Consider the following 15215-nt stretch of genomic DNA (forward strand, 5'->3'; position numbering starts at 1 on the left):
ACTATCCTGTTGTATATTATAGTTCATCTGCTAAGCTTTTTTCGATATCCTCTAGCACGTGCGGATTGGTAATATACTCTTTTATCTCCTCTTTAGTAACCCATTTGTATTCAATCAAATCTTCTGATAATACAATGTCATCATTGGCAGTAATCATTAAATATGCCAATCCGATACTACATACATCCCCTAGCATAAAGGACCAGGTATACATTATCTTCCCTATGTAAGCATCGATCCCTGTCATGTCTGCAACAGCACGCACAACCGCTTTATCTGGCGATTCTCCAAATACAACCTGGCCATCTAAAAACTCCCATTGATACGGCTCTTCAATTCTGTCATCGTACCATCGCTTTACAATCAGGTATTTGTCATCATGCTGCACTATTCCTTTTACTTTGATTTTATATTTTTCCATACTTCCCTCCAATTATGCTATATGCTAACAGGAAGGCTTCTACTATAAAAGTCTAAGCCTTACTATCTTTCTAACAGAATCTCAAAATATTATAGCATAGTATGTCCCATACTTCAATTAATTGTCTTACTAGACTTTTTCGTTAATCGCTGTTTTACATTCTCACCAATTAAAGCATAAATTACCGACATAGTAGGTACACTGACCATAATTCCTGCAAGGCCGAACAAGCCTCCACCAACTGTTACAGCGAAAATAACCCAGATTCCCGGAAGTCCAATGGAACTGCCTACTACTCTTGGATATATCAGATTGTTTTCCAGCTGCTGCAGAATTGTCAGGTATATAAAGAACATTACCGCATTAATTGGCGAAACCAAGGCTAACAGCAAAAATGATAATCCTCCACCAATCCAGGCTCCTGCAACAGGAATTAAAGCCGTTACTGCTATCAGGGTACTAATCAGAACGGAATAATCAAAGCGGAATATATTCATTCCTATAAAACACAGTCCACCTAAAATACAAGCTTCTGTAACTTGTCCAATTAAATACTTTCCAAAAATATCATTTACAATTAAAGCAATTTTCTCATTTTTCTTAGAATACTTTTCTGGAATATATGCATGATTCAGCTGTGCAATCTGTTTAAGCAGATGCTCTTTTCCTGCTAAAAGGTTTATGGCAAACACAAGGGTAATTACTAAATTAAAAATTACACTAACAAGGTTTGTCGTCACGGTAATCAATCTAGGAACAATATCACGAATGTAATTTACAACAAATGTAGATACAGACTGGATAATATCTGTCAGCTGTCCTGACAGCATTTGAAAGTCCACACTTTTTAAATTGTATTTGTCACTTAAATCATTGATCCAGACTTCTAATCTGTTAATATATATGCCCGTTCTTGATATAAACATATTGGCATTTACTACTAGCTGAGGAACAATGAACCAGATAACCGCCACTATAATTAATAAAAAAATTAAAAATGCAATGGTTATAGATAATCCTCTGACAGTTGACTTTTTCTTTATCTTCTTACTAAGAAGACGTTCAAAAAAGCACATAGGTTTATTTAAGATAAATGCAAGTACCACTCCTAATAAAAAGGGCGATAAAATATGCATGATATTACTTAAAACGCCCCTGACAAAATCAAACTTCATAACGACAAACAGTAAAAACGCAGCATACGTTATGACGATCAATTTTTTTCTTAAACTTAAATCCTTCATAATTTCCTCCATACATCCTTACATTTCTTTCGAAATCGTTGTAATTCTAGTATACTGTTTTTTCTCCTGTTACGCAATTGCCGTTTTTCCATTTCGAACCGTCCTTTATATCACATAATCATCAAATACTGTCTTCTGGTACATATCCACCAGATCCTGCAGGGTAAGTTCCTCCAAAAGCAGTACTACCTTTTCTGATATAAGCTGTAGCATCTGATCTACCACTGTTTCATTGGTGTAATCCATATTCTTGTTCTCTCGTCCTTCGTATTCCTCTACAAGAGTTCTTTCTGTTAATCGAAGAATTGTCCCGATTGTATAATTCTCTGGTTTTTTTGCCAGCTTATACCCTCCATTGGAACCTCTTGTGCTTTTTACAAGTCCCGCCTTTGATAACAGAGAACTGGTCTGCTCTAAATACTTCTCTGACAGCTCCTGTCTTGAAGAAATCAGTTTAAGGGAAATATATTCCCCTGTGTCATTCACTGCCAGATCAAGCAGAAAACGAATCGCATATTTTCCCTTCGAAGATACTTTCATTCCGATATCCCCCTCTACTTTTCCTAATAGAAATCTATAGAATCCTTCCCTCCTGAAATACATACGGCAATTTTATCACCTTCCTATTTATATATTTCATATATATATACTATGAATTAGTATAAAACTATCTATGTCATTCGTCAATGGAAAAAAGCTGTCTCCATTTCCAACGATATATTTTCGCAGAAACAGAAACAGCTTTTTCTGTTTATTTATGTAATTTTACTGGTTAATGTACTTCTTAACTTCACCTAAAAGAGCCTTAGATACGTCTTCACTAACTTGCATTCCTTCCGTAACCCCTTCCATGGCAGAAACCATATCCGTTGCATTTTCTGCTACAGAGTTAATAGTTCCAGAACTTTCTTCAATGGTATCTGCAATTAAATGAATGGAGTGATCTACTGTCTGCATCGTATCCTGTAACTGATCTGACATCTTGGCAAAATCATGGAACTTCTTATCAATTTCATGAACCCCTTCATAGTAATGTGCTGCCATAGCCACAAATGAGTCGTAATCGCCCATTACAGTTTCCTCAATGAAATGAATCATCTTAGAAGAATCTCCTGACAGCCTATGTACTGCTTTTTGCACTAACTTGCTTATCTCCTGAATAGTATTAGCCGTTTCCTTGCTGGTATCTGCAAGCTCACGGATTTCATCCGCAACAACAGAAAATCCTTTTCCCGCTTCTCCTGCTCTGGCTGCTTCTATGGATGCATTTAATGCCAATAGATTCGTCTGGGCAGAAATGTTTAAGATTTCTTCCGTTAATTCATCAATTTTGTCTACCTGTCTGCTGTTATCAATAGATTTAGACAAGTCACTACTGATTTCTTCAATGACATCTTTCGTTTCTTCTTTACTCCGATTGGCCTGCTTTTTACTTGTTTTCGCTTCTTTCATAAGCTTGCTGGCATAGGCAGAACCATCTTTAGCATTTTCTGCGAATTTCACCATCTGGTCATAGATTTCATCCGAATTTGATGTTAATTCCTGTGTCGTTACCGCAATTTCCTGCATACTTGATGCTAATTCTTCCATTGCCACTGAAGAATCATTTACACTAGTATTGGTATCTGCCACTTTTCCTGAAACTACCTTGACGCTAGTAATCAGGCGGTTAGAATCTTCACTGATTAGCAGAAGAATATTTCCCATTTTCTCAATCAGCAGATTAATGTTGTTTACCAGAATGCCTATTTCATCCTTAGATTTAATGAAAATGCGGTCATTAGTGTCAAATTTATTGCGGTTGAGTTTTTTAATTATAATGTCTAGCTGTTTTTTTACACGCTCAATTGGAATCACAACAATCCATACCAGATAAACAGCCATTAAAATAGCAACAAAGATTACAATGATGTTACCTGTATTGATAGAACTGCTTGCCCTATCCGCAGTATGAATCAGGCTAGTCTGCTGATTATTGGTTGCTGTTGCATTTTCCGTAATCATCTCATTGAGCAGCATGCCAACTTTCTCACCGGCTTCTGTTACGCTGGAAACTCTCACATTTCCTTTTAGATAAGATTCAAAATAATTACTATAAGAGTCTGCTAGTTCTAAAAGTTTGTCTGCATTACGGATGTCTTTTTCATCTGTTGCACTGTCCCTGTAAGTCTGAATAACTTCAGAAAGTTTTAAAAACTGATCCTTTTGCGCTGCTTTCGCCTCAACCTTTACATTCTCATCCTGAGCTGTAAAAAATGTAAGCAGATTTGTCTGAGTCTTCACATATTGTGTATTGATTTCCTGTATGTATAAAATACGGCTGCCACTTCCATTTTTTACTGCAATGGTTGTCCTTCTTACGTCTGTCAATGACTTTTGGCTAATCGCCCCGATCCCTAAAGTCATTGCCATCATAATGACTACTGCAACAATTACTTTTACTTTCATATTCAATTTCATAATAAGCACCCCTTATAAGCAAATATTCTAATGTTATATTAATTATATAATAAACTGCCTTATCAAACAATAATTTTCCTATAGTTCTATAAATTCTATAGTTCTTTTTCATAATTTCTGGTTTAATCAGCAAACCAGATATGCTGATTATAAATAAAAACGTAAGAAAGGATGAATGGTCATTTGACCAATATACACAATGAACAAACAATTTTGTAGATTATGGAACAGCATCTCTTCTACCACATATGAAAGCATCGCCAAATATATTCGGGATTGATGGCATTGGTCTTTTCTTCTGTTCCTAGCCCTTTCACAAACTGCATTGCCAGGAACAGAATACACGCCACAATAGCCACTTTGACATATTTTCCGCAATAATAAAATCCGTCCTTCCAGTTTGCACATCTATAAACTATATGCCCAACTGCCTTGATTATGACAAAAAATTAAAAAATATTACTCCTAAATGCTCCAATAGAATTTTAAGACCAATTAAAATAAGAATTACGCCCCCTGCAATTTCAGCTTTACTTTTAAATTTCATGCCAAAACGGTTTCCGATCATAACACCGCCAAAAGATAAAACAAAAGTAGTAATCCCAATAATGGTAATAGAGCTTGCAATTGATACTTTCAGGAATGCAAGGGTAATCCCCACTGCTAATGCATCAATACTTGTAGCAACCGCCATAATTGTCAGCTCTTTCAAATCCAGCTTATCACCTGCTGTTTCTTCTTTCTCTTCTTCCCCTTTGATTGCTTCATAAACCATCTTGCCACCTATATATGCAAGCAAAGCAAATGCAATCCAGTGATCTACACTTTTAATGCAAGATTCAAAACTTTTTCCAAGAAACCAGCCGATTAATGGCATAAACGCCTGAAATCCCCCGAAAAACAAAGCAATTATTATGGTGTGCACGTAATTTACCTTTTTCATGTTGAGCCCTTTACACAATGCTACTGCAAAAGCATCCATAGACAGGCCCACACCAATTAAAAAAATCTCCTGATAACTCATTGTCTCCACCTTTCTAATTTATCCTATTCATTTTCTTTTTACCTATTCCACATCATGCAAAAAAAAACAGGTAAGCCACAGCTATACCTGAATTATATTCTCTAACATCACATTCCTAATGAGAAACATTTTCATGTATAGCTTTAAAGCCATACATGAGTCTCATTATTTTAGACAAGCCTGGCCAGAAGCCAGTATGTTGACTTGCCACGCATGCGCCAATTACTCCCTCATGTAGAGCGTCCTTATTGTAACATACTGTTTTTTTTCATGTCAATGGTTACTGATTATTTTTATCAGTTGTTCTTATAACATATGCATAAAGTGATGTGCCTGTGATAAAAATGCATACGAAAATTTTATGATTTTCCTATGCTGTTTTTCTTTTACAGCAAATTAGCTTTCGCAAGCTGTCTGCGTATCACAGGACCTAGAAATGCAGCAGATACTATTTTTATAAAATCCCCTAGCAAAAACGGAAACACACATACTCCTAATGCATAAGCTACCTTACATTGTGCCTGCACCACAAACCATCCAGTACCAAAAGCATACGCTATGAAAGTAGCCGCTACCATCCCCATAACGCTCCATACCACATGATAACATGCCAGTTTAATAACGGTTCCTGTAACAAGAGCCATAAATATAAATCCAATAAGATATCCGCCTGTTGGACCTGCCAGCTTTGCTACACCACCGGAATATCCTGAAAAAACAGGCAGTCCAAATATCCCTAATACTAAATAAATTCCATAACTAGTTGTACCCTTTTTGGTTCCTAAAAGGTAAACTGCCAAATACACTACTAAATTCGTTAATGTAATTGGAACAGCACCAACCGGAATTGACATTGGCCCTAATATACACATTAATGCTGCCATTAAAGCAATTCCTGCCATTTCATATGTACTGCTTTTACGCTTACTGTTTACAATAACTTTTTCCATGATATGTACCTTCCTAATTCTTTTGATACTATAATCATACCAAAAGAACCAGGAATGTCAACCTTTTTATTTGAACTGGTTGACTAATTAGAATATCCTTAAAATACGGCTACTAAACTCTTTTTAAAGTTATCTGAGAATTATTTCCTTCTGCATTCATAGAATAAACCGTAATAGACGAGAACTCCTCTTGTTCTATTCTGTCAATTGCCTCCTTTACATAAATAGCAGGATGGCTTGCACCAAAACAATTATCGCTGCTTTCCAAAATGCAAAATGCGTCTCCTCTATCATACCCTAAGCCACAAACTTTTGCCTTTCCATCAATTTGCTTTCCACCTGCTAATCTGGATAATCTGCTTTCTTTTTGAATGGATTTTTGGAAAAACGTATCATACCCTGCTATTTCTGCGTAAATATGTGCGTTTCTTGCTATTGCATTCTCATAAGTCTCTAATACAAAAGCACCACTGCCTTCTACATAAACGGAGCTTGCCTCATAAAAAGGATCTGCCTTATAAGACTGAAACAGCTTTTTCCCATATTTTCCAATAGCCGATTCTGCTGCACATACAATTACCGCCTTTGCACGCTTCTCCTGCAGCAGTTCAACTCCCTCAATTAAAGCATCCATTGCAGCATTAAATCCCGTTCCAATCGTGTAATTTACTCCTTTTACTCCAAATTGAATTGCAAGGTTTCCAGCAAACATATTCATAACTACTTTGGGAATAAATAATGGCGATATATGTCCTGTCTCTATATAGCTAGTTACATCCTCGTTTATAGTGGTTACACTTCCAAAGGAAGAAGCTGCAATAATTCCTATATGATCGGCATCTTCACTTAAGTCAATTCCAGATAAATTCACAGCAATTGCCGCAGATAGCATGCCATTTTGAATATAACGGTCTAGACGCTTTCTGCTTTTTCGATCCATCATTTGAAACCCTTCTTCTGAAAGGCGAATTTCCTGATATTCTTTGCTATCAGCCCCCATTGCATCTTTATATCCTTCTGGCACCTGAATTCCAATACCACTAATTACAATTCTTTCCATATCATTTTGCTCCTTTCTCTGGTTCCGGTTCCACAACACGTTTCAATATAAGTGTTGCATTCTGCCCTCCAAATGCACACGTATTATTCATGGCCGTTTCCAGATGAGCTGGTTTTCCTTCATAAACATAATTTAATGGGTAGTTATTGTCTGGAGTGTCAAGATTTGCAGTTCCTGGAACAAACTGTTCATAAAGCGCATAACTGCATATAATAGATTCTACAAGGCCACAGGCTCCTATTAAATGCCCCGTCATAGATTTTGTTGCACTAACATAAGGCTGTTTTTCTCCAAACACATGAAGAAGTACTTTGGCTTCCACTTCATCATTGATACGGGTACCTGTTCCATGTGCATTGAAATAATCAATCTGGTTATCTGGCAGGTCTGCTTCTTTTAAAGCATCACGAACTGCTATTTCTGCTCCAATGCCTTCCGTATCTGGTGCTGTTATTTTTTGTGCATCGCAGCTTGCCCCAAAGCCTACTACTTCACAATAGATTTTTGCATTTCTTTTTTTTGCATGTTCGTACTCTTCTAACACAACTGCTCCAGATCCTTCACCTAATACAAATCCATTTCTTCTAACATCAAATGGCATGGAGCCACAGTCTTTATCGCTACTTGGGCTTAAAATTCCAAGTATTTGAAATGCCGAAACTCCTAAAGGGGACACTGCTGCTTCTACACCAACAACATATGAAATATCTGTTTTTCCCTCTTTAATTGCACGAAATGCCTTTCCTATGGAGTATATGGAAGAAGAACAAGCTCCTACAATCGTTGTACTTCTAGCATTTACGCCGAATTCTTCTGCCAGCATACTGGTTACTTTTCCAGGAAGAATTTTTTGTAATTCATCTTCATCCATATCTTTGTTTTCCTGAAACTGTTCATAATAAGCCTGAGCTTCTCCGATTCCATTTCCTAGCACAATGGATACTTTTGTCTTTTCTAACTGTTCTTCCTTTAAACCTGAATCTTCAAATGCTTCTTTTAAAGCATGCCTTGCAAAATAACTTAGTTTTCCTTCCGTTGTTTTAGCTTGTACTTTCCCAATAAGCTTTACACTAGCTGGAGAATCCACATCCTTTACCCAGTCTGCAATCTGAAATCCTGTTTCGTTCTTTTTCACTCTTTCCCATGTTTCAACAGCACTATTGGCTAATGGTGTAATTGCACCCATACCTGTAATTACTACTCTTTTTCCCATAAAAAATCCCCTTTTTAAACGGTTACATGACATTCTGAAATACTTTTGTCATATAGTTGACGGTTATGTACGAATATAGTTCCTTTGCCTGTATCTCTCCTGCTACTAAATCCTCTCTTCCTAAGGACTGTTTCATTTTTTTCATTCCTATACCTCTTTTCTAAGAAATAACGTAGAAATAAATCAAAAATATTCCCTTGACTATCTATTATTTATCTCCTCCCTTTTCAAGAGCCCTTGCAAACAAGTACAAAGGCTCCTTATTGTTTAATCACATTATACCTTATTTTACATCTCTACATCTACACATTTTTTATCAAATTCTGGATTAAAGAAGTAATAATTTCGAGAATCTAACTGACCTTTCATTTTTTCCAAAGCCTCTCCAAATCTTTGGAAATGCACAATTTCTCGTTCTCGAAGGAATTTGATTGGTGCTATGATGTCTGGATCATCTAGAAAACGCAAAATATTATCGTAAGTGGTTCTTGCTTTCTGTTCTGCTGCCAGATTTTCAAACAAATCTGTTATAGCATCCCCTTTTGACTGAAATTCTTTTGCTGTAAAAGGAATTCCTGCTGCCGCCGCTGGCCAGATACCACCTGTATGATCAATATAATAAGCATCAAAGCCTGCTGTTCTGGCTTCTTCAATGGATAAATTTTTTGTCAGCTGGTATACAATTGCACAAATAATCTCCATATGTGCCAGTTCCTCTGTACCAATATCTGTAAGCAATCCTCCAATTGCTTTGTCTGGCATGGTATAACGCTGGGAAAGATAACGTAGAGAAGCTGCTAATTCTCCATCTGGGCCACCATATTGTGACATGATAAACTGAGCTGTCTTTGGATCTGTTTTTTTAATATTCACTGGAAACTGTAGTCTTTTCTCATAATTCCACATATATGATTTCTCCTTCCGTCGTTCTGTAATGCTATTCTACGTTATCCCATGGAATTGGTCCATCTCCCCATGTCCAATGCTCCTGTGCTGGATAATCAGTAGCAAATCCATTTTTATTATTTTCTTTTGGATTCACACAATCTACAATAAGCGGTTCATATTGAGACTCAAATTCTTCTAATGCTGCCTTCCGTTCATTCATTGCCTTTTTAAAAAATTGTAATGCTTCTGTATCTGCTGGGTGGGTATCTAGATAAAGAGTAATGTCATTTACAGCAAAACTTGCTTCATTAATTTTCTGCAATAACGTTTTTCTATCTGACATCTTCATCACCTCCCATATAAAATGGTTTGTCTAATTCAGGGAAAATCGTTCCCTGTTTTAGTGCTGTTGCCATATCATAAGGTTCACTCCATGTCTGGCATGGAACAGATGCCATTCCAATTACCACTTCACTATCCATAAGTCTGCTCCTTTCTATAGAGGCTCTAGAAAGAATCTAGAATCATTTCACGTTACATTAGATAGTATGTACAGCTGATTTTTGTTTTACATTCGAACATATTGTTAAAAGAGGAAATATTCCTCTTGGAAAATTTCCTCTTTTAAAATTTTTTTATGAAACTGTATCTGTAAGCAATGCCCAGCCTCCGCTTTTTCTAGTAATCTGGCCATCGTCTTTTAACTGTTTTACAGCCTTCTCTACAAGAGACTGGAGGCTTTTGGTACGTCTTGGATAACCCAGAAGCCTGGAAAAGAGTTTCGTTAAATCGTCCAGTGTCATTTCCTGCTCTACCTCAAGGACCTTCTGAATGCCGTACATCATTTCCTCATTAGAAATAGTATCCAGAGCCCGTTTCTCTTTATCCTTTGCAAGATAGAACTGCAATTTTTTCTTATCCGAAACAATCACAAAACCATCCTTTATACCAAACCCCTCTGGAAGTTCATTATAAAGAGATGTTTCTATCTCCTGTTTCAATTTTGGAGTAGCTCTTTTAAACCCAAGAAGCTTACAGCATTTTTTTATGACAGCGGCTACTGGAATGGAGGTTTCATCCTGAAGTATCCACTGTATTGCCTGTGTTGCAGACTCAGGTTTCCCAGAAAGCTTCCTGACAAGACGGTTATCTTTTTCTGTATCGTCTTTTACAGCAAATCCATATTGTAAAATTCTATTTTTAGGAATGCCATTAATCTCAACGAAAGCTTCCTGTATACAAGCCTTCATTCTCTCCCAGTCCGTAGCACTGCCTTCATAAGCGTTTCCAAACACGTTCTCTATATCAGGCTGCTTTTCCTTAAGCCAGTTTTCTTTATCCACTACCCTTTGTACAAGCTTGTTCCATTTTTCCAATGTGAACACTTCTTTTATATCGCTAAGATAAGAAATCCCATAATGTTTCCGTATTGTCCGCAATGCATACTGATAATCTGCAAGCTGCTTCTCTAGCTGTTCAAATGGCATATCATACACACTATCCCAAGCCAGTATAGGAATAAGTTCTTGAAGCTTTGCATAATAATCCTGTTTTTCTATTTTTTTCAGTCTTTCAAGATACTGACAGTATTGTGGAAATGTCTCCAATGTTATCTTAGAACCTTCTGGCTGTAAAAGTTTCCAGGAATAAAACAAATTATAATTTTTTCGTATCTGACTAAAATCCGTCTCTTTTCCTATATAATTCTCACCTAAAACTTCTTTGATTCGTCTTTTTTTAAAAAAGAGCCAATTATCATTTTCTGTCATAACTGCAACATTTTTCTTTAACAGCTTAATTTCCTCATCACAGTATAAATTTTCTTCTGCTGTAAATAATGTCTTCAAATGCCTGCGGTATTTCCAGAATTTTGTATTAAAATATTTCCTGCCACTGCCAAGCATATCCACATATTCAATGGTAAACCGGACATTATGAGCCTGCAGAACATCCTTATTCCACACAGCAAAAATACGCTTTCTGCTTTTTACACTATCTTCAGCCTTAGTCTGTACTTCATCTAACATATCATATATTGCATCATAATTGGATGTCTGAAACCACATAGCCGAAGGTTTTAGCTCTTCTGTTATTTTTTCCTGCAATGCCAGCCAGTCATCTAATTCTTTAAAGCTTTTCCATTCCATAGCCTGAAATTTCATTTTTCCTTTTCTGGAAAGCTTGCGTAACTGATGGATGGATTGTCTAAATTCCTCTAACTGTTTCTCTTCTTCCCTCATAAATGCCTCAACTTCTCGAGGTTCTCGCTGTCTGTGTCTACTATTCGTGGATACTATGCAGCTATATAGTGCCTCGCTATCCTTTGCCAAACTTTTCGTTACGTACTTTATATCATTGTAAAATACTTTTAATTCATTCTGTCTATCCATGCTGTCACCTAATGAGCTTGTATATTCTTAGATGGAAACCATTTTTTTGTTCCCTCTTCTATTTCCAAAAACGGTTTGTAACACTTCTTCCATGGCCAAAATGTATCTTTCGTTCTCCACTTTGGCTTATAATCTGTGCACTCTGTTTCGTTTTTTCATAATTCCAGTAAATCTTTGAAATAGATGGTTTTCCAAAATGCATAAGTGCATCTCCAACTATAAAATCTTTTCTCCCTGCCTTTAGCCCAATGGACCCTTTGGTATGGCCAGCTAAACGGATTACGGTTGCGTCTACTCCATATTCCTTTAAATCCATTCCTTCTTTTAAAAAAACAGTACAAGGAAACGGTTCCATTGTTTCTTTCTTCATTCTTCCTTTTACTATCCATAACAGGACTTTTCCCATAAAGGAATGTGCATACAAAGGTTCTATAAAATTGTCTTTTGTGAGTGGATAATCCAGCTTATGTATCGCAATGGGTACATGGTATTTTTTCGATAAATACTGTGCATTCTGAACCTGATCCCAATGTCCATGCGTCAGAACAATTAAGCTTAAATTAACTTGTTCGCATGCTTTCTCGACTTTATCTCGGAACTTTACCGTACCTGTATCTACTAAAATTGCGTCGTCACCGTCTTGCACAACAAAACAGTTTACATGACCACATGCTATCCTCTCGACTGTCACAAAACGACCTCCTTTATTAAGCCTGTACGCAAAAATTCTAATCCATTATAGCATTAGCCAAACAGATTTACAAATGCTGATAGCAAAAACTTTTTTACTATCTTTCTATTTCTAGTCATGTTAAAATAACTGCAAGGAAGCTCTTGACTTTCCAAGTCTCAAAGAGGACTTAATTCAATACATACGTCAAAAAAAGTAAGCAGAATCTGACTCCACCTGCTTACTTTTCCCTTTAAAACGGTATATTAATGTGCATTTAAATTCAGCAATTTCGCCTTTAACTCTGCTTCCATCCGGTTAAGCTCAGCTTCTGCTTCTCTTCTCTTTTGTTTTCCCTCTGTCTGAATACGAATTACTTCATCTAAAGTGGATATTAAAGACTCATTGGTAATCTTTAAGGTTTCCATATCCACCACACCACGTTCACTCTCTTTTGCAGTTTCAATAGTAGCTATCTTAAGCGTCTCTGCATTTTTACGAAGCAGTTCATTGGTCATATCGGTAACTTCTCTCTGCGCTCTTGCTGCCTGCTCTGAATGAGTAACCCCTAATGCTAACACCATCTGGCTTTTCCATAATGGAATTGTATTCACAATGGTAGACTGGATTTTCTCACTCATTAACGTGTCATTGCCCTGTACCAGACGAATCTGAGGTGCCATCTGAATGCTGATCATTCTGGTAAGCTCCAAGTCATGGATTTTCTTTTCAAAACGGCTGCAAAGACTTGTCAAATCGTTGACTGCCTGAGCATCCTCTGGCAAGCCAGAACGCTGTGCCTTTTCTGCTAGCATAGGAAGCTCAGTTGTCTGTACCTCCTGAAGCTTTTTCTTTCCTGCTAAAATGTACATAGACAGTTCTTTAAAATATGTCTTATTAATTTCATACATTTTATCTAACATTGCAATATCTTTTAAAAGCTGTACCTGATGTGCTTCTAACGCAGAACAGATCTGGTTCACATTTTTCTCAGCACTGTTGTATTTCGTTTTTAATGCCTCTAGCTTATTGGCCTTACCTTTAAAAAATCCCAGAAACTTTCCTTTCTCTTCTTTAATTTCAAAGCTCTTTAAATTAGTTACAACATCAGTAAGCATTTCCCCTATTTCGCCTAGATCCTTCGATTTTACATTATTAAGGGCAGACTCTGAAAAATCCGCAATCTTTTTTTGTGCTCCTGCACCATATTGTAAAATCATATTGCTATTGCTTAACTGAATCTGTTTTGCAAAATCATCTACCATTTTCTTTTCTTCTGGTGTCAGGCTTGCTTCCTCAAATACCGGCTTTTCAGCTTCCAGTTCTGCAGCAACCTCCTGTTTTGGTTCTGGTTCAGCACTAAATGGCTCAAATGTCAAGGTTGGTGCCTGGACTTCCATGTCAAATTCATCACTCATATTACTCCTCCTATCCACTACTTGTTCATCTCAAAATCCTTTTTGGTTAATCCTTCTTGTGCAAATAATGTTTTTAGCACAGATATATCGGAAGAGACTTCCATCGCCTCATCTTCATACAAACTGTCCAATAGTTTTTCAAATGCCAGATCAATCGTATCTAACGTATTTTCAATCTCCTGCTTTGAATTTCTGATAGTATCTCCTTGAATAGATTGTGAATCAAATTCTTTATACGCATTCACAAGTTTCATGGTTATTGGAAGATAATACTGCATAAATTTCCGAATCTCGGACAATTTTTCTGGATGTTTTTCCACACAGATAAAAATTTTCCCAATCAAGTCCTCTAAACGGCCTAATTTTCTGCTGATTTCTTCTCCTGGAATATGCTCATTGGCTCTTTGTATCTGCTGAATATAAGAATGTCCTTCCCGAATGGCAGTTTCCAGTTCTTCATTTACAACAGAATCTGCTTTCTTTTTCGTATCGGTTTCCTCCTGTTTATGTTCCATAGTACGTTCGTGATACCCTTTTTCTGCCTGTTTATATTGTTCATAGATTTCATCTCCAAGCATAAAATATCTTTTATTCTCATCAAAATGTGCTTCACAAAACATCTGGAATGCCATCATTTTCTTCAATTCTTTTATTACAAACTTTTCTGGTTTATTGACATACTCAGCCATTCTTTTTACTTCACATACGTTCTTTTTGCTAAGCAGCGACTGGTAAATGCCAAAACGGTTTACGAATTTACCTTGCTTTATTCCTATCCCAAGCATAATAAAACTGATCGCTGTTACGGCTGAAAATACTTCTGTCAAAAGCTTTATCTGATCATCCGCAAAGCTTCGCCCTGCCAATATAGCAAACATAATTAATGCAGTAATTCCAAACCCTGTCGTTCCAATCGTACCAAAAACCGTATACAAAACACTGGAAACCCGGCCCTTTACTTTCACCTTTGGTACATATACCGTATCATTTCTGCAGTCATCACGTCTTTGCTTTTTCTGTTTTCTTCTGTTCCACTTTTCTTTCTGCTGACGATAAAATCTAATGCCCCAGGCAGTCTCTCCAGGCTGTCCCGCTCCTGTGTAATAATGGTTTTCTCTTTTTTCCTTCTGAGACGGTGGCGTATTCCGCTTCTGGTTTCCATTATTTTTTTTATTGTTACCACAGAATGTCCCAACAGCTTGATTCAATTCATCAATTGCATCCTCTGCCAGATATCCTAATCTATTACTCAACTCTCGGTAATCTCCAGTACTAACCGCATCTTCCACAGCATGTTTCGCTTCTTTCAGATACTCTCCCATATTTTTCCTATTCATGCTTACCTCCTGATTCAGTAACTATCTTTCACAATTATACCTTATTGCAAAGAAAATAACAAACAGTAAGTAGGAAAATACCTCTTGGTATCAAAAAACTGCGTTTATAAATTCAGAGAACCGAATAGACAAACGCAGTT

16 protein-coding genes are annotated in these 15215 nt (G+C 36.8%); all 16 read right to left on the bottom strand.

All coding sequences use genetic code 11. From position 1 onward, the window contains the following. Window positions 1–16 precede the first annotated feature (16 nt). The 16 genes from BMY85_RS01980 to BMY85_RS02050 all read right to left on the bottom strand — a co-directional run bounded on the left by BMY85_RS01980 (window position 17) and on the right by BMY85_RS02050 (window position 15075). Entirely contained in the window at window positions 17–421 is a 405-nt protein-coding gene (locus tag BMY85_RS01980; protein WP_092475682.1) for an NUDIX domain-containing protein, read from the bottom strand. A 113-nt stretch (window positions 422–534) separates the two neighbouring features. Beyond that, on the bottom strand, window positions 535–1665 hold the full coding sequence (locus BMY85_RS01985) for an AI-2E family transporter (protein ID WP_177180580.1): 1131 nt from the start codon (window positions 1663–1665) through the stop codon (window positions 535–537). A gap of 105 nt (window positions 1666–1770) precedes the next feature. Further along, window positions 1771–2205, bottom strand: a complete 435-nt coding sequence (locus BMY85_RS01990; RefSeq protein ID WP_092475925.1) for an RrF2 family transcriptional regulator — start codon at window positions 2203–2205, stop codon at window positions 1771–1773. Window positions 2206–2430: 225 nt separating this feature from the next. Then, window positions 2431–4125: a methyl-accepting chemotaxis protein gene (locus tag BMY85_RS01995; RefSeq protein ID WP_092475687.1), complete on the bottom strand. Its 1695-nt coding sequence runs from the start codon at window positions 4123–4125 to the stop codon at window positions 2431–2433. 436 nt (window positions 4126–4561) lie between these two features. Next, the gene (locus tag BMY85_RS02000; RefSeq protein ID WP_092475690.1) at window positions 4562–5149 is read right to left on the bottom strand and encodes a manganese efflux pump MntP; all 588 of its coding nucleotides are present in this window, start codon (window positions 5147–5149) and stop codon (window positions 4562–4564) included. Window positions 5150–5535: 386 nt separating this feature from the next. Then, window positions 5536–6099, bottom strand: a complete 564-nt coding sequence (locus BMY85_RS02005; RefSeq protein ID WP_092475693.1) for a biotin transporter BioY — start codon at window positions 6097–6099, stop codon at window positions 5536–5538. 112 nt (window positions 6100–6211) lie between these two features. Beyond that, entirely contained in the window at window positions 6212–7159 is a 948-nt protein-coding gene (locus tag BMY85_RS02010; protein WP_092475695.1) for a beta-ketoacyl synthase N-terminal-like domain-containing protein, read from the bottom strand. A gap of 1 nt (window position 7160) precedes the next feature. Then, window positions 7161–8372, bottom strand: a complete 1212-nt coding sequence (locus BMY85_RS02015) for a beta-ketoacyl-[acyl-carrier-protein] synthase family protein (protein ID WP_177180581.1) — start codon at window positions 8370–8372, stop codon at window positions 7161–7163. A gap of 22 nt (window positions 8373–8394) precedes the next feature. Continuing rightward, window positions 8395–8517, bottom strand: a complete 123-nt coding sequence (locus BMY85_RS16015; RefSeq protein ID WP_278280372.1) for a hypothetical protein — start codon at window positions 8515–8517, stop codon at window positions 8395–8397. Window positions 8518–8660: 143 nt separating this feature from the next. After that, window positions 8661–9278, bottom strand: coding sequence for a manganese catalase family protein (locus BMY85_RS02020; RefSeq protein ID WP_092475701.1), 618 nt, complete (start codon window positions 9276–9278; stop codon window positions 8661–8663). Window positions 9279–9309: 31 nt separating this feature from the next. Continuing rightward, window positions 9310–9603, bottom strand: a complete 294-nt coding sequence (locus BMY85_RS02025) for a spore coat protein CotJB (protein WP_092475703.1) — start codon at window positions 9601–9603, stop codon at window positions 9310–9312. Beyond that, window positions 9593–9742, bottom strand: coding sequence for a spore coat associated protein CotJA (locus BMY85_RS02030; protein ID WP_092475706.1), 150 nt, complete (start codon window positions 9740–9742; stop codon window positions 9593–9595). The genes BMY85_RS02025 and BMY85_RS02030 overlap by 11 nt, the downstream gene beginning before the upstream one ends. A 153-nt stretch (window positions 9743–9895) precedes the next feature. Continuing rightward, complete coding sequence (locus BMY85_RS02035; protein ID WP_092475708.1) at window positions 9896–11650, bottom strand: hypothetical protein; 1755 nt, start codon at window positions 11648–11650, stop codon at window positions 9896–9898. Window positions 11651–11708: 58 nt separating this feature from the next. Then, entirely contained in the window at window positions 11709–12341 is a 633-nt protein-coding gene (locus BMY85_RS02040) for an MBL fold metallo-hydrolase (RefSeq protein WP_177180582.1), read from the bottom strand. 245 nt (window positions 12342–12586) lie between these two features. Continuing rightward, window positions 12587–13738 carry a toxic anion resistance protein gene (locus BMY85_RS02045; protein WP_092475714.1) on the bottom strand — a complete coding sequence of 384 codons (1152 nt, stop codon included), beginning with the start codon at window positions 13736–13738 and terminating at the stop codon, window positions 12587–12589. A gap of 17 nt (window positions 13739–13755) precedes the next feature. Further along, the gene (locus tag BMY85_RS02050; protein WP_092475718.1) at window positions 13756–15075 is read right to left on the bottom strand and encodes a 5-bromo-4-chloroindolyl phosphate hydrolysis family protein; all 1320 of its coding nucleotides are present in this window, start codon (window positions 15073–15075) and stop codon (window positions 13756–13758) included. Window positions 15076–15215: the final 140 nt, after the last annotated feature.

Source organism: [Clostridium] polysaccharolyticum (assembly GCF_900111595.1).
Lineage (GTDB): Bacteria > Bacillota > Clostridia > Lachnospirales > Lachnospiraceae > Clostridium_AI > Clostridium_AI polysaccharolyticum.